This window comes from Flavobacterium columnare, from assembly GCF_014844295.1.
Lineage (GTDB): Bacteria > Bacteroidota > Bacteroidia > Flavobacteriales > Flavobacteriaceae > Flavobacterium > Flavobacterium columnare.
Genome location: NZ_CP054494.1, coordinates 776,972 through 802,015, shown reverse-complemented (window position 1 = coordinate 802,015; position 25,044 = coordinate 776,972). Strand labels below are relative to the sequence as shown.

At 29.2% G+C, this 25,044-nt stretch carries 22 protein-coding genes; 20 read left to right on the top strand and 2 right to left on the bottom strand.

Annotated features, from left to right (window positions below; genetic code table 11):
* Nucleotides 1-37 precede the first annotated feature (37 nt).
* From HUE53_RS03580 to HUE53_RS03570, 3 genes are read left to right on the top strand one after another with little or no spacing between them, the layout of a single operon-like run.
* Nucleotides 38-1,987, top strand: a complete 1,950-nt coding sequence (locus HUE53_RS03580) for a polysaccharide biosynthesis protein (RefSeq protein WP_065213339.1) — start codon at nucleotides 38-40, stop codon at nucleotides 1,985-1,987.
* 3 nt (nucleotides 1,988-1,990) lie between these two features.
* Entirely contained in the window at nucleotides 1,991-2,767 is a 777-nt protein-coding gene (locus HUE53_RS03575) for a polysaccharide biosynthesis/export family protein (protein ID WP_014166565.1), read from the top strand.
* A 7-nt stretch (nucleotides 2,768-2,774) separates the two neighbouring features.
* Nucleotides 2,775-5,144, top strand: coding sequence for a GumC family protein (locus HUE53_RS03570; RefSeq protein ID WP_065213338.1), 2,370 nt, complete (start codon nucleotides 2,775-2,777; stop codon nucleotides 5,142-5,144).
* A 287-nt stretch (nucleotides 5,145-5,431) separates the two neighbouring features.
* On the opposite strand, the gene HUE53_RS03565 is transcribed toward HUE53_RS03570, so the two are convergent.
* Both HUE53_RS03565 and HUE53_RS03560 read right to left on the bottom strand, forming a co-directional pair.
* Nucleotides 5,432-6,622, bottom strand: coding sequence for an acyltransferase family protein (locus HUE53_RS03565; protein ID WP_107317661.1), 1,191 nt, complete (start codon nucleotides 6,620-6,622; stop codon nucleotides 5,432-5,434).
* A 252-nt stretch (nucleotides 6,623-6,874) separates the two neighbouring features.
* Nucleotides 6,875-7,612 carry a tyrosine-protein phosphatase gene (locus HUE53_RS03560; RefSeq protein WP_014166570.1) on the bottom strand — a complete coding sequence of 246 codons (738 nt, stop codon included), beginning with the start codon at nucleotides 7,610-7,612 and terminating at the stop codon, nucleotides 6,875-6,877.
* A gap of 128 nt (nucleotides 7,613-7,740) precedes the next feature.
* On the opposite strand from HUE53_RS03560, the gene HUE53_RS03555 reads away from it, so the two are divergent.
* The 17 genes from HUE53_RS03555 to HUE53_RS14250 all read left to right on the top strand — a co-directional run bounded on the left by HUE53_RS03555 (nucleotide 7,741) and on the right by HUE53_RS14250 (nucleotide 25,007).
* Nucleotides 7,741-8,604, top strand: coding sequence for an ABC transporter permease (locus HUE53_RS03555; RefSeq protein ID WP_014166571.1), 864 nt, complete (start codon nucleotides 7,741-7,743; stop codon nucleotides 8,602-8,604).
* Between the two features lie 2 nt (nucleotides 8,605-8,606).
* On the top strand, nucleotides 8,607-9,893 hold the full coding sequence (locus tag HUE53_RS03550) for an ABC transporter ATP-binding protein (RefSeq protein ID WP_014166572.1): 1,287 nt from the start codon (nucleotides 8,607-8,609) through the stop codon (nucleotides 9,891-9,893).
* Nucleotides 9,894-9,903: 10 nt separating this feature from the next.
* Entirely contained in the window at nucleotides 9,904-10,788 is an 885-nt protein-coding gene (locus HUE53_RS03545) for a hypothetical protein (protein WP_014166573.1), read from the top strand.
* 444 nt (nucleotides 10,789-11,232) lie between these two features.
* The gene (wecB, locus tag HUE53_RS03540) at nucleotides 11,233-12,366 is read left to right on the top strand and encodes a non-hydrolyzing UDP-N-acetylglucosamine 2-epimerase (RefSeq protein ID WP_014166574.1); all 1,134 of its coding nucleotides are present in this window, start codon (nucleotides 11,233-11,235) and stop codon (nucleotides 12,364-12,366) included.
* Nucleotides 12,367-12,442: 76 nt separating this feature from the next.
* Nucleotides 12,443-13,372: an NAD-dependent epimerase/dehydratase family protein gene (locus HUE53_RS03535; protein WP_014166575.1), complete on the top strand. Its 930-nt coding sequence runs from the start codon at nucleotides 12,443-12,445 to the stop codon at nucleotides 13,370-13,372.
* A 1-nt stretch (nucleotide 13,373) separates the two neighbouring features.
* Nucleotides 13,374-14,408 (top strand): glycosyltransferase family A protein, encoded by a 1,035-nt coding sequence (locus HUE53_RS03530; protein ID WP_014166576.1) that lies wholly within the window; start codon nucleotides 13,374-13,376, stop codon nucleotides 14,406-14,408.
* A 2-nt stretch (nucleotides 14,409-14,410) separates the two neighbouring features.
* Nucleotides 14,411-15,061, top strand: a complete 651-nt coding sequence (locus HUE53_RS03525) for a methyltransferase domain-containing protein (RefSeq protein WP_041253290.1) — start codon at nucleotides 14,411-14,413, stop codon at nucleotides 15,059-15,061.
* The gene (locus tag HUE53_RS03520) at nucleotides 15,054-16,220 is read left to right on the top strand and encodes a glycosyltransferase family 4 protein (RefSeq protein ID WP_077225990.1); all 1,167 of its coding nucleotides are present in this window, start codon (nucleotides 15,054-15,056) and stop codon (nucleotides 16,218-16,220) included. The genes HUE53_RS03525 and HUE53_RS03520 overlap by 8 nt, the downstream gene beginning before the upstream one ends.
* 4 nt (nucleotides 16,221-16,224) lie before the next feature.
* The gene (locus tag HUE53_RS03515) at nucleotides 16,225-17,391 is read left to right on the top strand and encodes a glycosyltransferase family 4 protein (protein ID WP_192188714.1); all 1,167 of its coding nucleotides are present in this window, start codon (nucleotides 16,225-16,227) and stop codon (nucleotides 17,389-17,391) included.
* Nucleotides 17,370-18,248 (top strand): glycosyltransferase family 2 protein, encoded by an 879-nt coding sequence (locus HUE53_RS03510; protein ID WP_014166580.1) that lies wholly within the window; start codon nucleotides 17,370-17,372, stop codon nucleotides 18,246-18,248. The genes HUE53_RS03515 and HUE53_RS03510 overlap by 22 nt, the downstream gene beginning before the upstream one ends.
* 3 nt (nucleotides 18,249-18,251) lie before the next feature.
* Entirely contained in the window at nucleotides 18,252-19,688 is a 1,437-nt protein-coding gene (locus HUE53_RS03505; RefSeq protein ID WP_014166581.1) for an MBOAT family O-acyltransferase, read from the top strand.
* A 1-nt stretch (nucleotide 19,689) separates the two neighbouring features.
* Nucleotides 19,690-20,598, top strand: coding sequence for a hypothetical protein (locus HUE53_RS03500; RefSeq protein ID WP_041253291.1), 909 nt, complete (start codon nucleotides 19,690-19,692; stop codon nucleotides 20,596-20,598).
* A 9-nt stretch (nucleotides 20,599-20,607) separates the two neighbouring features.
* Nucleotides 20,608-21,768, top strand: a complete 1,161-nt coding sequence (locus HUE53_RS03495; protein ID WP_065213331.1) for an acylneuraminate cytidylyltransferase — start codon at nucleotides 20,608-20,610, stop codon at nucleotides 21,766-21,768.
* Nucleotides 21,758-22,630: an N-acetylneuraminate synthase family protein gene (locus HUE53_RS03490; protein WP_014166582.1), complete on the top strand. Its 873-nt coding sequence runs from the start codon at nucleotides 21,758-21,760 to the stop codon at nucleotides 22,628-22,630. Before HUE53_RS03495 ends, HUE53_RS03490 begins: the two co-directional genes overlap by 11 nt.
* 11 nt (nucleotides 22,631-22,641) lie before the next feature.
* Nucleotides 22,642-24,042 (top strand): glycosyltransferase family protein, encoded by a 1,401-nt coding sequence (locus tag HUE53_RS03485; protein ID WP_138425747.1) that lies wholly within the window; start codon nucleotides 22,642-22,644, stop codon nucleotides 24,040-24,042.
* Nucleotides 24,043-24,369: 327 nt separating this feature from the next.
* Nucleotides 24,370-24,819, top strand: coding sequence for a hypothetical protein (locus tag HUE53_RS14255; protein ID WP_225556175.1), 450 nt, complete (start codon nucleotides 24,370-24,372; stop codon nucleotides 24,817-24,819).
* 29 nt (nucleotides 24,820-24,848) lie between these two features.
* On the top strand, nucleotides 24,849-25,007 hold the full coding sequence (locus HUE53_RS14250) for a hypothetical protein (protein ID WP_225556174.1): 159 nt from the start codon (nucleotides 24,849-24,851) through the stop codon (nucleotides 25,005-25,007).
* The last annotated feature ends 37 nt before the right edge of the window (nucleotides 25,008-25,044 follow it).

Genomic DNA, 25,044 nt, shown 5'->3' with positions numbered 1-25,044 from the left:
CTGAAAAAACTAAATTAAAAATAATGTTCTTTAAGAAGTGAGAGAGTACTTAAATAAAAAAATTAATAATAAAATTCTGTCTAAAATTGACTTAAATAATGTAGGTTATTTGCCTAGATGGTCTGTTCTTTTTTTAGATATTCTAGTAATTAGTTTTGCTACGGCATTAACCTATTATTTATTTAAAGGAATTAATCTTAAATTTATAACAACGCAATACGAAGGAATTAAAATTCCCTTATATTTTTTCGTTAATATTTTCTTCTTTTGGATATTCAAAACGTATTCAGGTATAATTAGGCATTCTTCTATAGTAGATGCTGTTAAAATTTTTTTTGCACAATTTTTTGCTTTTTCATCATTAGTAATAATAGATGCTTTTAGTAAAACTTTTTTTTCCGTAGATTTATATTTTACGACTGCCTTGTTAGTAAACTCTTTTATAGTTTTTTGTTTACTTTTTTTTTATAGAGTTTTTGTCAAAAAAGTATTTGAAATATATTTTTCTAATATTTTAGTAGGGAAACAAGAAATACTACTTATCTATGGCTCAGATGCGAATGCTATAGCCGTGGCAAATGCTCTATTGTCAGAAATACCGAAACGATTTCATATAAAAGGTTTTATAGACAAGTATCAATCTAATGATTCTAAAAGAGCATTGGGGCTGCCTATATTTTGTGTTAGAGAAAATCTTTCGAATTTATTTGAACAAAATAATGTGTCAGGTTTAGTTATTGCTGATAAGAGTTTAACAAGAGAAGATCAAATCCAACTCGTAGATGAATGTTTAGAATTAGGGATTAAAGTTTTTACAGTGCCTCTTGTTACAGATTGGGAGAATCAAAAAGAAATTTCAAAAAAAATTAAGAGTTTTGAGATAGAAGATTTATTAGATAGGAAGCCAATAGTTTTAAATAATAAAGCGATTTCTAGTACACATACCAATAAAACGGTTTTAATTACAGGTGCGGCAGGTTCTATAGGAAGCGAAATAGTTAGACAAGTAATAGATTTTAAACCCGATGTATTGTTATTAATAGATCAAGCAGAAAGTCCTTTGCATAACCTATTAATTGAGTTAGATAAATATGATACATCTTCTATTAATATTATTGCTAAGGTCGCTGATATAAGAGATAAACAGCGTTTGGAAATATTGTTTAAAAAATACTTGCCTAAAATTGTATACCATGCAGCAGCATATAAGCATGTGCCTTTGATGGAGGAAAATCCATCCCAAGCAATATTTGTTAATGTAATGGGAACTAGTAATTTGGCTGATCTAGCAGTTCAATATCAAGTAGATCGTTTTGTAATGGTTTCAACAGATAAAGCTGTAAATCCGAGCAATGTAATGGGGGCAAGTAAACGAATTGCAGAAAAGTATGTTCAATCATTACATTTTGAATTATTAAAAAAGAATATCAAAACAACAAAATTCATTACAACTCGTTTTGGAAATGTTTTAGGATCTAATGGTTCTGTGGTTCCTTTGTTTACAAAACAAATTTCAGAGGGAGGTCCAGTAACTATTACCCATAAAGACATAATTCGATATTTTATGACTATTCCTGAAGCTTGTCAACTTGTCTTGGAGGCAGGAACTATGGGGAATGGAGGAGAAATCTATATCTTTGATATGGGAAAACCTGTTAAAATTTATAGTTTGGCAGAAAAAATGATACGATTAGCAGGTTTAATACCTAACGTAGATATTAAAATAAAAGAAATAGGGCTAAGACCTGGTGAAAAATTGTACGAAGAATTATTGAAAGACGATTCAAAAACCTTGCCTACTCATCATGAAAAAATATTAGTCGCTCAGGATATGATAGAAGATTATAAATGTGTGAAAGAAAATATTCAATTATTGATTGATACTACATTTAACTATTCTAATAATGATATAGTAGGATATATGAAAATGATCGTGCCAGAATTTAAAAGTTTAAATTCGGATTATGAAATTTTAGATAAAAATTGATATATGAGAGGTAAAATTTATTTAATTATTTTTGGAATAATTTCTTTTTTTGTATTAGGATGTTCGCAACAAAAAAAGATAGCGTATTATTCGGATTTATCTAATAATTCGAATTTTGAAAGTGTAGTGTTTTTTGAACCTAAAATACAACCCGATGATTTGTTACTAATTACAGTTTCTGCTCCAGATCCTGAGGCAGCAGCTCCGTTCAATTTAGAAAGTACCACGGCACCCAATGTTAATAATCAAGGAGCACCCGGTCAGAGACAGCAACAATTGTATTTGGTAGATCAAAAAAACCAAATAGAATTTCCCGTTATAGGAACTTTAACTTTTGGAGGATTAAAAAAAGAAGAAGCAATTAATTTATTAAAGAATAAATTAAAAATGTATATAAAAAATCCTATTGTTAATATTCGTATAATGAATTTTAAAGTAAGTGTTATAGGAGAGGTTGTAAAACCAGGTAGTTTTAATGTAATTAGTGAACGTATTACACTGCCCGAAGCTTTAAGTTTAGCGGGTGATTTGACCATCTATGGAAAAAGAGAAAATCTTTTATTAATAAGAGAAAATGAAGGGAAGAAAACATATCATAGAATTGATTTAACGAAGTCTGATTTTATGAACTCACCGTATTATTATTTGAAGCAGAACGATCTAATTTATATAGAACCTAATAGAGCAAGAGCTAATGCCTCTACATTTAACCAAAATATACCCGTTTGGATTTCGTTGAGTTCTGTTCTTATATCACTAGTACTATTGTTTAAAAAATAATGATAAAATGCAAAATAATTTCATGCCCCAAGAAGAAAATATTAGTGAAATAAATATAAAACAGATACTAAATAAATTTTTGATAAATTGGTATTGGTTTGTTGTCTTAATCATGCTGTTACTATGTCTAACAAAAGTTTATTTACGTTATGCAACATCTATATATAAAGCATCTACTACGGTATTAATAAAAGATAAAGAATCAGGAGGTTTGGCATCTGAGCTTTCTGCTTTAGAAGATATTAGTGGTTTTGGAGGAACTAAAAATAAGATTGATGATGAAATTGAAATCTTAAAATCTAGAAACATTATAAGAAAAACCTTGTTGTCAGGCGGATTTAATATAAATTATTATGCTGTTGGGAGGATTAAGACTACGAATGTTTATGGAAAGAGTCCCATAAAATTCTTCTTTGAAAATAAAGAAAAGATAGATTTAGACACAACTCTTCTAGTAGAATTAAAAGGCGTTAAAAAATTTCTATTGTATAGCCAAAATAAAGATTTAATAGGAGAATATCGTTACAATCAGATTATAAAAACTGCAAGATTGGGTAATTTTATTGTAGAGAGAACACCTGTTTATAAGGATGATGGAAAGCTAAAATATAATCAAGAAGGAACGTATCAGGTAACTATAAAAGATCTGGATAAAGAAATTAGTAGCGTTCAAAAAATGATTTCTGTTCAACCACTCAATAAAAAAACAAATGTAGTGGAAATTACTTTTACAGATCCAGTACCTCAAAGAGCCATTGATTTCTTAGATAAGCTAGTAGTAAACTATAACCAAGATGCTATTCTTGATAAGAATTTAATATCAGAGAAGACTGCAAAATTTATTAATGATCGTCTAGCTATCGTTACAGAAGAATTACAAGGAGTTGAGCAAAATATAGAAAGATATAAAAAGAATAACGAGCTTACCGATATTTCTGCTGAGGTAGAATTGGATTTAAAAACAGCATCTATGTTTAATACAGAGAAAGTTTCTGTTGGAACTCAGTTGTCTGTTATCAATATGATGATTGCTCAATTGAAGAGTGATAAGACAGATGTTTTGCCTATAAATTTAATTCCTTCTGATAACGCATCAGCAGCTGGGTTAATCAATGAGTTTAATATGTTAGTGATTGAACGCAATAGATTATTAAAAAGTGCAACATCGGATAATCCGAATATAGAGAAATTAAATGATCGTATTTTAACTTTAAAAGGGTCTATAGCTCAAAGTTTATCGAAACAAAAATCAGCTTTAGAGCTAAAAAACAACGATTTATTAGGGGAACGTAATTTATTAAATTCAAAATTAAATAAAGTTCCTAAGCTAGAAAGAGAATATAGAGGTATATTTCGCCAGCAACAAATTAAGGAAGAATTATACCTGTATTTATTCAAAAAAAGAGAAGAAACAGCAATTACACTGGCTGCTACAGCCCCTAATTCTAAAATAATAGATAAAGCTTATGCTTCTGAAGAAGCTATTTCTCCCAAGCCTTTGATTATTTATTTCATGGCAATTTTAATAGGTTTATTAATACCTAGTTTAATTATTTATTTAAGAGATTTATTAAATACAAAGGTTGAGACAAAAGCAGATTTAGATAAGTTAGGAATACCATTCCTTGGAGATGTACCTCATTCCGATTCGCACGAAGAAATTATTCAATTAGAAAGTCGTTCAAGTGCGGCCGAAGCAATGCGTATTGTACGAACTAATCTTGAATTTATTTTAAATTCAAAAGTAGAAACTGGGGCTAAAACGATTTTTTTAACTTCTACTTTACCTGCCGAAGGAAAAACTTTTGTTACAGTAAATCTTGCGGGTACTATAGCACTAACAGGTAAAAAGGTTTTGTTAATAGGATTGGATATTAGAAATCCTCGTTTAGACGATTATTTACAATTACCTAATAGAGGGGTTACTAATTATCTTACAACTATTGATACAAAAATAGAAGATTATATAGTTAAATTGCCTAATTATGATTCTTTTGATGTTCTTCCAGCAGGTGTTATTCCTCCTAATCCTGCGGAACTATTAATGAGTCAAAAATTAGAGAAAATGTTTGATTATTTAAAAGAAAAATATGATTACATAGTAGTTGATACAGCTCCTGTAAGTTTAGTGACAGATACCTTACTTATTGCTAAAAATGCTGATGCCTTTATTTATGTAGTTAGAGCTAAATATTTAGAAAAAGAATTATTGAAAATACCAAGTTCTATTTACAGAGAAGGGAAATTACCAAATATGTCTATGGTATTGAATGATACCGATGTAATAAATGGATACGGATACGGATACGGATACGGTCAAGAAGTAAGGCAGAAAACGTTCTGGGAAAAATTTAGAGATCTATTTGTCATAAGGTAAAATAATAAGACTTGTACCTAATATTAACAATAATGAGCTCGATATTGTATCGAGCTCATTATTGTTAATATTAGGTACAATAGACTCATTCATAATTTGGGTTTAAATCTATTTTTAGTGATATTAGTTCAAAATACCACTGGTAATAAAGAATCCAATTTTAAAATTTTTCAAAATTGGATTTTTTTATGTTTTTTTAATTGTATTCGGCTTACTTCTGAATCTGCCTAAAAACACGATTTGATTTGACCATTCATTACTAATTTATCTTTATGATGTTTTTATAATTACGCTTTTCTTTTGTAAAATTCTGTTATGCTATACTTTATTTTATCATAATTAATTTTTTTTGAATAATCCATGAACGGTTTCTCAATGTTTCTATAAGATAAAAAGCTAGTTAAGATGATAATAGGGGTAATTAGAAATATTATAGAACAAAATGTTGAAGGAGACATTTTTTCTACTACCTCTAGACTAAAACCAAAATAAAGCGTTATGAATATAATTATTCCGTGAATTAAATAAGTACTATATGAGATTTCTCCTAAGAATTTTAATGTAGTGTTTTTTAAAACTCCGAACATCTCATTGCCTAAAGCAATTAAGTTAAATACTATTATTATTAAAAGCTTACAGATATAGTTGTCCGAAGTATGAAAAAGTAAAATTAATCCCAAACATAATAAAATTATTATACTGTAAAAATTTGAATTAAAATTAATTTTTTTTGTATTATACTTAATGATAAAAGGAGGAATTATACCTCCTAAAAAAGAAAGTAGATGAGGAATACTTGATCCATAAATTTTAAAAAAACAAAGAATGAAAAAAAGGCTAATTACAGTATAAAAAAAGGATGTTTTCTTTTTGAAAATTAAAATAGAGATAATAGGCAAGCTGAAATAAAAGAGCCATTCATAAGGAAGTGACCATACAACACCTGCATTTATTATATGAGTAAATGATAAATCATTTATGGTTGGACTACTTAAAATGGTAAAAGTGCCCCATTGCAGCACTTCTTTTAAAAGTTTAAAAGGAGTAACATTGAGTTGCCAATCACTAATTATAAATACAATTGATATTAGTAAAAATATTGAAACAAGATACATAGGTACTAACCTAAAAAATCTTGATATAAATATAATAGGCCAATTAATTTTTTGATTTTCAGAGTTCAATAACTTGGTTATAAACAAAAAAGAAGTAATCATAAAAAAAAGAGAAACACTTGTTTGCCCTAATTGATTATATAAGTTTGATTTAGGAGCTACCCAAGATTTGATTTGTAAATATTGGAACCATATAGAGGCATGGTGAATAAAAACACCTATGGCAAGAAAACCTCTTATTCCATCTATTGTTTCATATCTTGTGTTGTTATTTATTATTTTAAATTTTAAATTTATAATATAGGCTGTTGTAAAAGCAATAAAGAAAATTATAATTGCAAAGAAAGGATTTAAAGGATTCATTTTAGCAGTAGGTGGATTTAAGAAATATGATTTGTTTAGATTTAAGTAGGTTTATGTTTAGGAATAAATAATTAAAAATGTTTATCAAAGTATAGTATAAAGCATCATCTGATTTCTATTAGAACTGCCAGTACTCTATAGTTTTTTGACTAATACATAAAGATAAAAAAGGAATAAAAACAGAAATAATTTTTAAAATAAATATGATTATAGTCAAGATAGCATAAACAATAAGGTTATAAAAATAAAACATTATATTTTGAAATAATCATTATTTCGAATAGCATTTTTCAATGCGTCTGTATTTTTTATTTCTATTTTTGATTGAAAAGCGTTTAAATGTTTGTTGTGATGAACATCACTTCCTACGAAATCAATTAGCCCTTCTTTTAGTAGTTGATCTGCTACGTTTTTTACTTCTTTACCATAATAGCCAACAGTGGATAATAAATTTAATTGAAACTTGCATCCAGCGTTTTTCAACTTTTTATAAGAATCAAATTGCTGATGGTAGAATAAGTAACGCTCAGGATGTGCTAATATAGGAGTATATCCCGCTACTTGTAAATCAAACAAAATGTCAAACAAGTTAATAGGAGCATTTAGATAAGACATTTCCACCAAAACATATTGATCTTTTAAGGTGTGAATTTCCTTTTTTTTGAAGAGAGAGACAAAATGATCATCCATTAAATATTCTGATGCGAAATTCATAGAGACAGATACCTCTCTTTTATTCAATTCATTACTGGTATTGTGGTAATTCATTGCTATAGATTCATACGTATTGTCATAATACCCTGAAAAGGTGTGCGGTGTTGCCATGAACTGTATAAAACCATAATCAGATAAAGTAGTTATCAAATGTATAGTATCTTCTATGTTTTTAGCTCCATCATCAATTCCTGGTAAAATATGGGAATGTAGATCAATAAATTGGTTTTCTGTAAATTCTCTTAAATAAGGTTTTGATTTAGTAAAAAACAGCATAGATATTTTGTATTTCTTTTTATATTCAACAAATGTATGGAATTAGAGAATCTTTACACAATGATAATTTTTCTTTTTATTGTATTTAATAGTATATTTTACTAAGTTGCGTCTTTAACTAAGAAAAAATGAATATTTCTCAAGAAGATAAATGGGATCAAATTATTACAGCAAAATATTCGCTTTTTGATTTGAATTTAAAAGAGGTTTGGAAATATAGGGATTTGTTGATAATGTTTGTAAAACGTGATATTATTACGGTTTATAAACAAACTATTTTAGGCCCCTTATGGTATTTTATTCAACCATTATTTACAGCAATAACTTTTACTATAATTTTTAATAAAGTAGCAGGTATTGAAACAGGGGAAGTACCTTCTTTTCTTTTTAATTTGGCAGGAATAATAGTTTGGAATTATTTTACCGCATGTTTAAATGAAACCGCTGACACTTTTAAAAAAAACGCAAACATTTTTGGTAAAGTATATTTTCCTAGAATAATAATGCCTTTATCAACAGTAATAACCAATTTAGTGAAATTAGGCATTCAATTAATTATATTTATTGGTTTTTATTGGTTTTATTGGTTTTTAGGAATGAAAAATATAATAAGTTTTAATGTGATCTTTTTTCCTTTTCTTATAGTTCTTATGGGGCTTTTAGGACTAGGATTAGGGATGATAATATCTTCGTTAGTAACTAAATATAGAGATCTGTCGTTTTTGATAGTGTTTGGTGTTCAATTGTTAATGTATATATCTGCTGTAGTATATCCAATGGAACTAGTAAGCCAAAAATTGCCCAAATATGGTTGGCTTGTAGAATATAATCCATTAGCTTATATTGTTGAAACGTCAAGGTTTATTCTTCTTAATCAAGGGGAAATTTCATTTTATGGTTTAGTCTATACAATCTTTACAACAATAATGATTTTTATAGTAGGATTAGTGATTTTTAATAAAACAGAAAAAAGTTTTATCGATACAGTTTAAAAATGAAGAAAAAAGATATAATATTACGTGTCGAAAACATTTCTAAGCAATATCGTTTGGGGGTTATAGGAACAGGTACCTTAAGTCATGATATTAATCGTTGGTGGCATAAAATAAGAGGAAAAGAAGATCCTTATTTAAAAGTTGGAGAATCAAATGATAGAACAATTAAAGGGAAAAGTGATTATGTTTGGGCGTTAAAAGATATTAATTTTGAGGTAGAGAGAGGAGAAGTATTAGGGATAATTGGTAAAAATGGAGCAGGAAAATCTACTCTTTTAAAGATTTTGTCTAAAGTTACAACACCTTCAACCGGAGTTATTAAATCGAGAGGAAGAATCGCATCTTTGTTAGAAGTTGGAACAGGATTTAATCCAGAACTTACGGGACGTGAAAATATTTATTTAAATGGAGCTATTTTAGGAATGACCAAAGCAGAAATCAATTCTAAAATAGACCAGATCATTGATTTTAGTGGATGTGAACGTTATATAGATACTCCTACTAAGCGCTATAGTAGTGGGATGACCGTTCGGTTAGCCTTTGCTGTGGCAGCTTTTTTAGAACCTGAAATTCTAATTATAGATGAGGTGTTAGCTGTAGGAGATGCAGAGTTTCAAAAGAAAGCTATTGGAAAAATGCAAGATATTTCTAAAGGAGAAGGGAGAACGGTTCTTTTTGTTAGTCATGATATGTCTACGATTAAAAAACTTTGTAAAAAAGTTATTTTATTAGAACATGGAACTATTAAAATGATCGGAGATACGGATTTTATTATATCCGAATACTTAAAAGTAACACATAATTCTCATATAAATTTTCCATTGGAGACGTTTGACGAAAATTTAGTCGTAATAGATTCTTACGTTGCCAATGAATCTTTCGAAAGTGTTGATTTGGTAGGTTTTAATAGAGATGTTAAAGTTGTAATGTGTTTAGAATCAAAAGGATTTAGAGGTTCTTTGATTGTAGAATATAAAATTTATAATTATGAAGATAAAATTTTGACTACAGGCTCAACTTACCTTATGGCAGAAGAAGTGAAGATTCAAGAAGATGGTTTTTTTCAAATTGTTTGTAATTTTTCAAATATTAATTATGTGCCAAGTAAGTATTTTATTTCTATTATTGTTATGGATGCAATTGTTGAATCTAAATGCGTGATATTAGACAAACTGTTGTACTTTGAAGTAATAAAGAGTGAAGAATATCAGATAAAAAAAGAGTTTAAGTCCAGACTTCATGGAGTGCATATTCTGCCACAGTACTGGTCTATTCAAAAACTGTAATTCAAATAGAATGAAAACGAAAATATTACTTTTTTCTCCTATTAGAAAGCCAAATGAAATCGTTAGACTTCATCTCCGCTCATTGTTAGATTTAGAGATTGCTGATTTTGAATTTACTTTTTCTTTCTTTGATGACAACCTTGATCCTCAAAGTACTTTTATATTAAATGAATTTGTATCTAAACAAGATAATGCTTTGTTATTGAATGCTGTTTTTGGTCTAGAACCAGATACTAAAGATAGGAAAGAACGTTGGGAATTAGATTTATACGATCGAATTACTTTGATAAAAGATAGCGCGATTCGATATTTTTTAAATCAAGATTATGATTATTTATTTTTTGTGGATGCTGATTTAGTCCTGCATCCAAAAACAATTATTAATTTATTTCAAGCTAAAAAAGATTTTGTTGCAGAGATATTTTGGACACATTTTTCGTACGCAGCTTCTTATATGCCTAATTGTTGGGATAAAGAGGGGAATTCGTTAGAACGTATGATGACGTATATAATACCAGGAACTTATGAAGTAGGTTTTACAGGGGCTTGTACTTTATTGACTCGAAAAATATTAGAATCAGGTGTTCGATTCCAACCTATAAAAAATATGACTTGGTTAGGAGAAGACAAACATTTTTGTACACGTGCAGCAGTAATGGATTTTGATATTTTTGTAAATACAGAATCTCCTGCATTTCATATTTACAGTACTACATTGGTTTCTCAAGCAAAGGAATTTATTGATTCAGGATATTCTTTGGCTTATTTACAAGTTTGGTTGGATGATGTTTGGGTTGAAAAAATTAAAATGTGGCAAAAGTTAACAACCTATAAGAAGCCATTAAGTGAAAAGATTAAAAAATATATTAAAAGATGGATAAAATACAATAATTAATCTTTTCTATATCTCTAGCTTAGTTTGTAATACTTATTTGATTGCTTCTTAATAAAATAAATTTGTATAAAGAGATATGTTATTGACTGTTTTTGAAAGTGAGAAAGTAGAAATCTCTTCGTATTTTATCATATTTTTATATTTAAATTGATGATAAGTTAAGCTATTCCTTTTTAATCAAATTTTTAGCTTTTGAATGAGATTATTTTAATAACATATTTTTTAAATTTCAATAGAGTCACTGTTTTTCAAGATATAGAATTTTGAAGTATTTGCATTTGTTTAAAAATATGAATGAAGATTTGAAATTTTCAATAGGCTATTAATTATTTGTTTTAAAATAATTGTAAAATAAAAAAGAAGGAAATATTTAGGTAGAAAACTTAGATTTGTTCAGAAAAATTGATAAAATATAAGTATTCTTGTAACGAATAAAAAAAAGTGATGAAAATTTTAATTTGTTTTGGGACTAGGCCAGAAGCTATTAAAATGGCACCTTTATATCATGTGTTAAAAGAAGAAGCGTTTGATGTAAAAGTATGTGTAACGGCACAACATAGACAAATGTTAGATCAAGTGTTAGATTTTTTTGAAATTATACCTGACTATGATTTAAATTTGATGTCACCTAACCAAAGTTTGAATCAATTATGTGCCAAAATATTATTACATATTGATCCTGTTTTAGATGAAGTGAAACCTGATTTGGTGTTAGTACATGGAGATACAACAACTTCCTCAATAGTGGCATTAGCGGCTTTTCATAAACAAATTAAAATAGGACATGTGGAAGCTGGGTTAAGAACTTTTCATAAATATTTTCCATTTCCAGAGGAATTGAATAGACAATTAACGGCTAAGCTTGCGGATTATCATTTTGCTCCTACTTCTCAATCGGTTTCAAATTTACAACGAGAACTTATTAACCCAGAAGCTGTTTTTGAAGTAGGTAATACTGTAATTGATGCTTTGAAGTGGGCGGTAAATAAAATCAAAATAGGATATGAAAATGAGGCTATATCTAAACTAAAAGAGCAATTAGATCCTACTAAGAAAATGATATTAGTTACTGGGCATAGAAGGGAAAATTTTGGTAAAGGATTAGTTCAGATTTGCGAAGCATTACTCACCTTAGCAAAAAGGGCAGATGTTCAAATTGTATATCCAGTTCATCTAAATCCAAAAGTTCTAGTTCCTGTAACATCTTTATTAGAAAAAAAAGAAAATATTCTACTAATTGAACCTGCGGAATACCCATTGTTTATTTGGTTAATGGAACAATCTTTTATGATAATTTCAGACTCAGGAGGTATACAAGAAGAAGCTCCTACTTTGGGAAAGCCTGTTCTAGTTACTCGAACTTTTACAGAACGAACAGAAGGTGTTAAGGCGGGAATTTCATTTTTAGTAGGAACAAACAAAAAATTAATTGTTGAAAAAGCAATTGAATTATTGGATAAATTTCAAGGAGAGGTTTTACCTGTGAATCCTTATGGAGATGGAACTACATCAAGTAAAATACTAAAAGAATTACAAAAAATAGAAAATAAAAATAAATCTTCTTTTTTAAAGGAATAAAAATCTTATGAGTAATTCATTTTTATTTCTATTTTTAGAGTTTTAAAGTAAATAATAAGTCAAAATAAAACAATAAATGACACATATTTTAATTACCGGAGGAGCAGGAAATGTAGGGAGTGCTTTAGCAAGTAAACTAGCAGAAGACAACTCAAATTATATAGTTATTATAGATAACTTATCTACGGGTTCATTGCATAAAATTCCACAAAAAGAAAATGTGAAGTTTATTAAAGCCAATTGTAATATATACAACGATATCGTACCCATTTTTGGACGATATAATTTTAATTATGTTTTTCATTATGCAGCTGTAGTAGGGGTAAAACGCACATTAGCTAATCCAATTTCTGTTCTAGAAGATATTGAAGGAATTAAAAATATTTTGAGTTTGTCTAAAAATTCAGGTGTTGAGCGTGTATTTTTTTCAAGCTCTTCAGAGGTATATGGAGAACCTTTTGAAATTCCTCAAAATGAAAAAACTACACCATTAAACTCAAGATTACCTTATGCTATTGTAAAAAATGTAGGGGAAGCCTTTTTTAAGTCCTATCAACAAGAATACGGGTTAAATTATACTATTTTTAGATTTTTTAACACCTATGGACCTAATCAGAGCGAAGATTTTGTAATTACCCGATTTGTCAAAGCCGCATTAAAGAATGAACCCATTTATATCTATGGAGACGGAATGCAAACCCGTTCTTTTTGTTATGTAGATGATAATATTACAACTTGCGTAAAAATATTAAATGAAGGACTTTGTATGAACGATGTCATTAATATTGGAAGTCATAAAGAACAAACAATTTTGTCTTTAGCAGAAGAAATTATTAAGCATACACAATCTTCAAGTAAAATAGTATTCTTACCCGCTCTGCCAGAAGGAGATATGGCCAGAAGATGTCCCGATAATTCAAAAATGCTTTCCATATTAAATAAAGATTTGATAACTTTAGAGGAAGGGATAGCTAAATTGACAGCCTTTTATAAAAAACCTAATTAATATGCGTTTAGGAGATAATCCCACAAAAATAGGGAAACTGGTGGAACGAACTGCTTGTGATCATCGTGTCATAATTCCTTTACATATTCCACATGAAGAAGACTATTACAAAGATGCTTTTCGAATATTTGAAATTTGTTTACATTCCGTTCGTAAAACAGCTTATTCACCTTTAAAGATTTCAGTGATAAGCAATGGCAGTTCAGTACTGATTAATCAGCGTTTAAGTATTTTATATTCCAAAGGATCTATAGATGAATTAATAATAGAAAGAGAAGGAATTGGCAAAATAAACAGTATTTTGAAAGCTTTACGAACAACAGAAGAACGATTGATTACTATTACCGATGCTGATGTATTGTTTCAAAACAGATGGGAAGAACAAGTAGTAAAAATATTTGAATCTTTCCCAAAAGCAGGGGCCGTTAGTCCAGTTCCTGTTTTTAGAAAGCATTTTGAACTTACCCATAATATTTGGTTTGATTATTTTTTTAGTTCAAAATTACAATTTGAATCCGTGACTAACGAAGAGGAATTGGAAATGTTTGCCAAAAGTTTAGGATGGTTATGGCTAGAACCCACATGGAAAGATACCATTCTAAAATTACATGCTACCAATGGAGTAAAAGCAGTAGTAGGATGTCCTCATTTTTGCGCTACCTACAAACGCGAAGTATTTCAAAATTTACCCAAAGAAAACAGTATTTACAAAATTTTGGGAGATAGTGAGTATAAATATACAGACTTACCCGTTTTAAAAAATGATGGGTATCGTTTATCAACTGATGACAATTTTGCTTTTCACTTAGGAAATATATATGAGCCATGGATGCAAAAACGTTTTGACTCATTATATCAAGAAGTTATCAGGTATCGTTCTTATACCCACTTACCAATGCTTAAAAGAACTAGAATAGCTTTTTATTTGAAACAAATTTTGTTTAAACGAATTTTAAAAAAGACAAGAGTTACCCGATATATACTACAAAAAAAAGGATTAACCCGAGAACAAATATTTAATTTTATTGGGAAATGATTATGATTAACGAATTAAAAAAACTATACAAAAAAATCTTTGTTAAAGAATTACCCATGTACCAAAGAATTGATGGTTTTTGGGTACAATATGTAAATAAAAAGAGTATAGAAAACCGATTTGAATTTTTCAAGCAAATATGTGATGGAAAAGATATAATTCATTTCGGATGTAATGATTGGCCCATTTTTAAACCAGAATATAATTTACATATTTTTCTGTCAAAAGTAACTCGATCTATTCATGGTTTTGATGTAGATGTAGAAGGACTTGAGCATTTAAAAGCTCACGTAGATCAACCCTATTTTTCTAATTTTAACGATTTAAAAGAGAATCGTTACGATATATGTATAGTTCCAGAAACTATTGAACATGTAGATAATGTTAGAACTTTTTTAGAAGGAATAGAAAGTGTAAACGCTCAAACGTTTTACATTACCGCACCAAATTGTTTTTCTAAGCGTCATATAAAACGCAACCATTACGAAGATGATTCGTTTATAGAAATAGTTCACCCAGATCATAATTATTGGTTCAGTCCATTTACCTTGAAGAATGTAATAGAAAAATATACCTCACTTAAAGTAGAAGAAATTCTTCTTTTAGAGGGAGATACTATGGTATGCTGTAGAGCAGTAAAAACGAATGCATAAAGTTAAACAAATACTGAAATTAATTCAAGGCTATTTACACTTTATACGCTTAACACGAAAGTTAAATTCTGTATGGAATGAAGTAGAAATAGTGTTCTTTTTTCCGTATTACCATACTGGAGGAGCTGAGCGTGTTCATTCTTCTATTGTAGCTGCTCTTGCACAAAAAAAAATATTAGTCATTTTTACTAAAGCATCAGCAACAAAAGCTTTATTACCATCTTTTAGTTCCTATGCAAATTATGTAGAATTGAATTCTATTTTAAATAAAAGAAATGTTCGACTGAATTTGATTTTGAATAAATATTTGTTAAAAAAAATAAATACCAGTACCTCACTTAAAAAAGTATTTGGGGCTAATTCCGACTATTTTTATGAACTTTTACCATCAATTTCAACTCATATTAAGCGATTGGACTTGTTCCATGCCTTTAGTTATGATGATTATAGAGCGTCATTAGTTGTAGAGTCTGCTCCGTATATAGATCATAGAATTGTCATTAATCAAGAGGCATTGAATACGGTATTATGTTATTATAAAATTGCTGGAGTAGATTCATTACAAGAGCGTATTCAAATTATTTCAAATGGAGTAATTTTACCTAATCCTGATCTTAAAATAAAGAAGGAATTAATTAGAATTGGATTTATAGGAAGATGGTCAGAAGAAAAAAGACCTGAGATTTTTTTAAAAACAGCTCAAAATGTTCGTCAACAGTTTCCAGAAGTACAATTTTTTATGGCAGGAAGTGGAACTATATCAAATCAAAAAATCATAGAAAGTCATGGTGTTGTCCTATTAGGAGATATACACGATACCAAAATTTTAAATGATGTTTATGCTTCCACCTCAATTTTAGTATTGACTTCTGTTTATGAAGGTTTTCCGATGGTTTTTATGGAAGGGATGAGTTTTGGTTGTATTCCTGTCACCACAAATGTTGGGGGTGTTGATTCTCATATTAAAAATGGTATTACGGGATATTTAATAGATGAATTAGAAGAAGATAAAATTATAGCAAATTTAGTTACACATTTATGTCATTTAATTAAGCAGCCTTCATTAATACAAGAATTAAGTAATAATTGTAGAAAATATGCGCGGGCTCATTTTTCAATTCAACAATTTAATGAGGCTTATCAAAAACTTTTAAATTAGTCGGATGAAAATACTTTTAGTCGCCATACCCAATCATCATTTTTTTCAATGGACTAATCAATTGAAAGAAACAGGCTATGAAGTACATTGGTTTGATATTACAGATGGTGCAGGGTTTTCAGATAAAATTAGTTGGGTAAAACAATATCCAGGTTGGAAAATGAAATGGAACTATCCATTTCGACAAAAAATTAAAAAATATTTGCCAAGTTTTTATTTCACCATTCAAAAAAAAAATGAGCGATCGGTAACTACTGTTTTTTCGCAGCTAATCAATAAAATACAACCTGATATTATTCATGTATTTGAAATGCAATTAGCAGGGCATCCTGTCTTTTCCGTATTAAAAAAAAACAAGACCATTCCTTTAGTATATTCCTCATGGGGGAGTGATTTATTTCAATACGAACGTCTAGGACTTGACACTTCTTTTGTACAACAATTTTTAAATAGAGTAGATTATTTAATAACAGATTGTGGTAGAGACTATGGAAAAGCGTTACAACTAGGTTTTAAATCCAATTTTTTAGGTATTTATCCAGGTAATGGAGGAATTGACTATCCTAAAGAATCCATCCTGGCTGTTGAAAATAGAACAACTATAATGGTAAAAGGATATGAAGATGGAGTAGGGAAAGCCCTGGTTATATTGAAATCTATAGAAAAATACATTCCAACTCTATTCAAAAAATATAATTTGTTAGTATACAGTGCAGATGCTGTTGTTGTAAATTATTTGCAGTCAAAACCGTTATTTAATCAAGAAAAAGTGCAAATTTTCGCCAGAAAAAAATATATACCCAATGCCATTTTGTTAGATTATATGGGGAAAAGTGCACTACATTTAGCCAATAGTTTGTCTGATGGTATGCCCAATGCTCTTCTAGAAGCAATGGGAATGGGAGCTTTTCCCATACAGTCAAACCCAGGAGGTGTAACAGAAGAAGTGATTCAAAATGGACAAAATGGATTTTTAATTCAAGATCCAAAAAATGAGCAAGAAATAGCTAATTTAATTTTACAAGCATTACAAGATCTTCAGTTGCGTAAAAAAGCCCAAGAAATAAATATAGTCAATGCTAATTACCATTATGATAGAGTCTTTCTTAAGTCAAAAATAGTAGATTTGTATCTTCAAATATCAAATGAATGGAGTTCTCGTACCTCATAGTAACACATAATCGTACTGATGATCTAAGCAAAACGTTATCAATTCTAAAACAAGCCATTGATCTAAAAAATGACGAAGTTTTAGTTTATATTGATGCTTGTCCTGAAACAGAAACGTTAAAAGAAGAATTTTCATGGGTAAAGTGGTACTCTGGTAAAACACGAATATCAGCTTCACCTGCCAGAGCTTTTTTATACCCTCATGCCATGGGTAAATATTTAATTGGATTAGATGATGACGCTCATTTGATTTCAACGAATTACAAGGAACAAATACGAGCTTTGTTTACAACTTCAGTTATTGGAATATTGGCGTTTAAGGAAGTAAAAGGGATCTTTAAAACGGATCAAGCTGCCCTAGATTCCTATCAAGAACCTGTTCAATGGTACGAAACAAATGAATTTATAGGATGCGGATTTGCCATAAAAAAATCAGTTTATGAAAAAACAAAAGGATTTCCTGTATGGATCGATATTTATGGAGAAGAAACCTGTCTCTCCTTAGAAGTATTAAATTTAGGTTATGAAATATGGTATACCAATCAAATCATAGTAAATCATCGGGTAGATCTTATTAAGAGAAAAAAACAAGGAAAGAATTATTACCGTTTTCAAAAGCAATTGCAAAACACCTTTTTTATTTTTTTAAACTATTATCGGAAGCCTTTACTTCCCATATTGAAGTTTTTGTTTCATAATCTTAAAAAGTATGGTCTTAAAGATGCGACTTATTTGAAGTTGTATGTTCAAGCATTAAATCATATTTTTGTTCATTATAGAGAGAAAAAAAAATTTAGAAAGCCCGTTGCTGACACTCTTTTACAAAAAGTTAGAACACTCCAATCTTTATCTTATTAGTTTATGTTGTTTAATTCTATAGATTTTTCTTTATTTTTTTTACTCATATTTATTTTGTATTGGTTCTTTGCTTCAAAAAGTTTAAAGTGGCAAAATTTATTGTTATTAGTGGCCAGTTATTATTTTTATTCTCGTTGGGATTGGCGTTTTCTTTTTTTACTTGTATTTTCTACTCTTTTGGATTATTATTCTGCAATCCAAATTGAAAGAAGTAATTCGAAAAGGAGGAGAAAGTTTTGGTTTTGGTTGAGTATTGGTATTAATCTTGGTTTTCTAGGTGTATTCAAGTATTTTAATTTTTTTTCCAGTTCTTTTTCTGATTTGTTTCGAGCCTTTGGAATTCAGATTAACAGTTGGTCTTTAAATATAATTTTACCTGTTGGTATTTCCTTTTACACTTTTCACGGACTTTCTTATGTAATTGATGTGTATAAAAGAAGAATTTCTGCGGAGAAAAATTTTGTTGCCTATTCCGTTTTTGTATCTTATTTTCCACTTTTGGTTGCTGGACCAATTGAGCGAGCTACCCATTTATTACCTCAAATAAAAAAAGAACGTAAGTTTGGTTATGCGCAAGCTGTAGATGGTTTGCGGCAAATTCTATGGGGTTTATTTAAAAAGATTGTAATCGCAGATAATTGTGCTGAGTATGCTAATTTAATCTTTAATAATTCTGAGATCTATTCGGGGAGTACACTAGTTATGGGCGCATTATTTTTTACGTTTCAAATTTATGGTGATTTTTCAGGCTATTCGGATATTGCTCTAGGAACTTCAAGATTATTTGGTATTGAATTGTTAAAGAATTTTTCATTTCCCTATTTTTCAAGAGATATAGCCGAGTTTTGGCGTCGTTGGCATATCTCCTTGTCGTCTTGGTTTAAAGATTATTTGTACATACCATTAGGGGGAAGTAAAGGAGGAAAATGGATGCAAATTCGCAATACTTTTGCCATATTTTTAGTTAGTGGATTTTGGCATGGTGCTAATTGGACCTTTATTATTTGGGGATTGTTAAATGCCATTTACTTTTTACCCTTGTTGTTGTCTAATAAAAATAGAAATAATATTAACATAGTAGCAGAAGAGGGTACTCTCCCTTCCATTAGAGAGTTTTTAGCTATGGCAGTTACTTTTATGTTAACCGTTTTTGCTTGGATATTTTTTAGGGCTAATAATTTAACACACGCTCTTCAATACATAAGATCTATATTTACCAGACAATTGTTGAGCCTTCCAGAGGTAAGACCAAAAAATATGATAGTACTTATTTTTGTTTTTATGACTATAGAGTGGATTGGAAGGAAAAATGATTATGCTCTAGCTACTTTTGGATTCAATTGGTCTAAAGCTTTTCGTTGGTCATTTTATATGGTTTTGTTAATCGCTATTTTTATTTTAGGAACCAAAGAACAAAAATTTATTTATTTTCAATTTTAGCATGAAAAAGTTTTTACGTAAGTTGTTTCTATTTGCAGCTGTTTTTTTTATAATTGACAAGCTTTTTTATGTATTTATCCATCTGTCGCCTAACTATCAAGTAGATAACCGAATTGAATTACTCCTACAAGGGAAAATTAATAAAGATATTATTGTTTTAGGATCTTCACGTGGTGCAATGAATATCATTGCAAGTCAAATAGAAAAAGAAACAGGACAATCGGCTTATAATATTGCTTTTCCAGGTTCAGACGTAGAGTTCCATAATTTTATTTTAAAAACATTATTAAAGTATAATAAGAAGCCTAAAACTATCATTTTTTCAGTCGATGAGCCATTTGAGTTAATTCCAACAACTTCTATAACGTATCGTTTGGATAGATTGTATCCATTAGTGAAATATAACTACATAAATCAAGAATTAATTAATAGAGGAGATCGTAATTTTACATCTTGGTTCATGTGTTTGTCGCGACTGAATAAAACTAATTTTACTTTAGAACGTAAGCCCACAAAATTTGATTCCATACTTCCTTGTGGTTCTATGCCAGTTAATTTTAAAAATCCTAAGCTCATAATGAAATATAAATATGAAATTAGCCCCTATTCCATTGCTAGAGAATCATTAATTAAAAATACAGCTTATCAATCTATCCTAAAACAATGTGTGGTTAATAATATTCAAGTAGTTTTTGTCTTTTCACCCAATTTTGCAGCACATAGTAGCGCTTTTGAAAATAGAATACGTGATTTGGCTCTTAATAATTCTAAGTTTTTTGTTTACGATACAACAAATTCTGTTTATCAAAACAAATTGTATTTTTACGATGAATCGCATTTGAATAAGATGGGAGCCACTATTTTTACAAGGGAATTAAGTGGTTTTTTAAATCAGATGTGTAAAAAATAAATTTTAAATATGAAAAAAATAGGCATTATACCTTTACGTAAAGGATCAAAAGGAATCGAAGGAAAAAACAAAAAAAAAATGCTTGGACGGCCTCTCTTTTGTTGGGTGTTAACAGAAGCAATTTTTTCCGAATTAGATAAGATTTTTGTTTTTACAGATGATGAAGAAATACTAGCATTCATCGAAAAAGAATACACTTGGACAAATAAAGTATATCCCCTTTTAAGAAGTGCTGAAAATGCAAACGATACCGCATCAACAGAAAGTGCCATAAAAGAATTAGCAGAAAAAATTAATTACGATTTTGATATATTGTGCTTATTACAAGCAACATCACCATTTACAACATCCAATGATATTAATAAGGTTTTAAATAAACTCAATGAAAATTATGATGCCGCTTTAAGTGTGGTTAAAACACACCGATTCATTTGGTCTAACGAAGGTGAAGCCCAGAATTATGATATATTTAAAAGACCTAGAAGACAAGATTTTGAAGGAGTCTTAATAGAAAATGGCGCAATATATGCCACTACAAAAAAAGAATTTCTGCAATCTAATAATAGAATAAGCGGTAAGATAGCAGTAGTTGAAATGCCAGAAGAATCATTAACAGAAATCGACAGCTTAACAGATTGGGAAATAGTAGAAATGCTTTTAGCAAAAAGACAAAAACAACTAAAAGAACAAAAAAGAATAGATTATTTAGTGCTAGATGTTGATGGAGTCTTTACTGATGGATGTGTATACTACGGAAAAGAAGGCGAATTAATGAAAAAATTTGATATGCGTGATGGAATGGGTTTAGAAATTCTTAGGCAAAATGGCGTTGAGGTTGTTGTAATAACCTCTGAAAATTCCAAACTAGTAGAAGAAAGAATGAAAAAATTACAAATTAAAAATCTTTTTTTAGGAGTAAAAGATAAATTTTCATTATTAAAAGATTTTGTTTTAAATAAAAATACTAGTTTTGGAAATATAGCTTATGTAGGAGATGATGTAAATGATTTAACCTGTATTTGTTCCGTTGGGTGGTCTTTTACGCCACAAAACGCCACGGTAACGCTTAAAAATAATGCAGACATCATTTTAAATCAAAATTCTTCTGAAGGAGCTATCAGAGAAACCTGTGAATGGATAATGAAATACAATAAAAGATATGATATTTAAAAAACCCTATGTAATTGCTGAAATAGGATGTAATCATAAAGGAAAAATAGAAATTGCCAAAGAACTTATAAAAATGGCAAAAGTATATTGTAATGTAGATGCCGTAAAATTTCAAAAACGAAACAACAAAGAACTCCTAACCGAAGAACAATACAATTCACCACATCCCAATCCTATAAATTCTTATGGCGATACTTATGGAGCCCATAGGGAATTTTTAGAATTTGATGTACATCAACATGCCGAATTAAAAAAATATTGCGAAGAATTAGGAATCGTATATTCTACCTCTGTATGGGATACTACATCCGCTAAAGAAATAGCTTCTCTACAACCAGAGTTTATAAAAATACCATCCGCATGTAATAATAATTTTGAAATGCTACAATGGTTGTGTGATAACTACAAAGGAGAAATACATATTTCAACAGGAATGACCACAAAGGATGAGGTAGATTCTTTAGTGAATTATTTTGTAGAAAAAAATAGAAATAAAGATCTTGTATTATATAATTGTACATCAGGATACCCTGTCCCATTTGAAGATGTTTGTCTTTTAGATATTAATTTGTTAATCCAAAAATACGAGGATAAAGTAAAACATATTGGTTTTTCAGGACATCATTTAGGAATTGCTGTAGATATAGCCGCTTTTACTCTAGGAGCAAATGTGATTGAGCGTCATTATACATTAGATAGAACATGGAAAGGAACCGACCATGCAGCATCTTTAGAGCCAGAAGGAATGCGAAAATTAGCAAGAGATCTAAAAGCCGTTCATAAAGCATTGTCTTATAAAGAACAAGACATTTTACCAATAGAACAAATCCAAAGAGATAAATTAAAATTTAAAAAAGCTTAAAAAAGACATTTATGTCACAAAAAAAAATATTTATTCTTCTACCAGATGGGGTTGGTCTGCGAAATTTTGCACTTACAAATTTTAATCAAATAGGAAAAGATTTAGGATTTGAAATTGTATATTGGAACAATACCCCTTTTGATATCAAAAAAGAAATAGGATATGAAGAAATAAAAATTACCAATAATAAATTACATCCATTAACTACTGTTTTTACAAGAGCCAGGAAAAGATCCGAGTTGAATTTATTTGATAAAAAGTTTAAAGAAACAGTATACAATACCTATAATTTCCCACAATCCTATAAAGGATTCAAAAATGCCTTTAAAAGTTTATACGTCGATTTTTTAGTAGCCACTAAATCCAATGAAAAAGGCATAAAAACAATTCGAGAAAAAATAAAAAAATTAGAACGAACAACTGAAAAATACCAATATTCCAAAAAGCAACTACAAGAACAAAAACCCGATTTTATTTTTTGTACCAATCCTAGACCTACGCAAGCCATAGCACCTATTTTAGCAGCACAGGATTTAGGAATACCTACAGCTAGTTTTATATTTTCTTGGGATAATTTGCCTAAAGCAACAACCTTAATAGAACCAGACTATTATTTTGTTTGGAGCGATTACATGAAAAACGAATTGCTTCAATACTGTCCTTATGTAAAACCAGAACAAGTTTTGGTTACTGGAACACCACAATTTGAAAGCCATTTTGATCCGAGTTTATTGCAATCAAAAGAAGATTTTTATAAGACACATCATTTAGATTTAGAAAAAAAATACATTTGCTTCTCTGGAGATGATATCGTAACATCACCATTGGATCAATATTATTTAGAAGACTTAGCAATATCGGTTAAAGAATTGAACCAACAAGGATATAATCTGGGGATTATATATCGTAAATGCCCTGTAGATTTTACAGATAGATATCAAAAAATATTAGATAAATATAAAGACGTTATCGTTTCCATAGATCCTTTATGGCGTCCCATAGGAAAAACATGGAACGAAATTATGCCAACAAAAGAAGATTTTGCCCTACAAGCAAATATTTGTGAGCACACGGAATTTGTAGGCAACATAGCTTCTTCAATGGTTTTTGATTTTGTTGCACATAATAATTCATGCTTGTTCTTTGATTACGAGCAGCCACAGCTAAAAAAAGGAATTCGCGATATTGGTCAAAATTATAAATACATTCATTTTCGTTCCATGCCTTCCAAAGAAGCAGCTTTATTTGTACACGACAAAAAAGATTTAACAGCTATTGTAAAAGCCATTTTAGATGAGAAGCTATCAAATGTTTCAGAAGGAAAAAAATGGTTTGATATTGTAGTTGGAAAAGAACCAACTTTAGCTTCGGAAAAAATTTGGAATAAAATAAAAACCCTTTTAACAAAGTAGTAAAAAAATATTTTATTAGTAAGTACTTGGAAAAAAAGAGTTTTAAAAAGTAAATACTGTTGGTGATAACTTATTTATTTTTAAATGAATGAAGAAATTTTTAATTTTTGTATTTAAAATAGTTGTACTTATTTTTTTAAGTGCTTTTTTTTTAGATGTTTTATATACCTCTGTTTATTTAAATTCAATAAATAGAGATAAAATCTTTCATGTCGTTAATTCTAAAAAAAAGAATATGATCTTGTTGTATTAGGCTCATCTAGAGCTAATAATCATTTCATTACTAAAATATTTGTAGACAAGGGGATAAAAACATACAATTACGGTATGAGCGGTTCTACGTTACAAGAAACGCTATTACTGTTAAAGATAATGATAGAAAATCAATTTAAAATTAAAAATGTACTAATTGAAGTAGATCTTAATCTTAGCACGGAAGGATTTTCAGAGGGGACAAGAGCAAAGTTTATGCCTTTTATAAAAAAAACAAAAGTTATTTCAGAATTTTATGAAAATAAAATAGATAGTTACAATTGGTTATGTTACCTACCTTTTTATAGATATATTAAATACGAAGCGAAAATAGGATTAAGAGAATTTTTTTTAAACCTAATAGAAAAAAAATCAGCTTATTTGTTAAATGGAGGTTTTACTCCTTTGATAGGAAAAGGAACTGAATTAGCTTATGATCTAAGATTAAGAAAGGCCAAAACGAATGTATACTATGAAGAAAAAAAAAAATTTGTAAACAAAACAACATTAATTGTATTGCTATAACAACACCTATATGTGCAAATACAAAGGGAATGAATTATTTTAAAAAAATAAAAGAAATTTATCCAGAGATAAAACGTTATGATACATTCATTGATAAAGATGTTTTTTTTTCTAGTTGTGGTCACATGAATGAAGAAGGAGCAAGAGTCTTAACAGAAAGAGTAATTCAAGATTTTTTTAAAAAATAATATGCATATAGCTTTTTTAACTCCAGAATACCCGCAT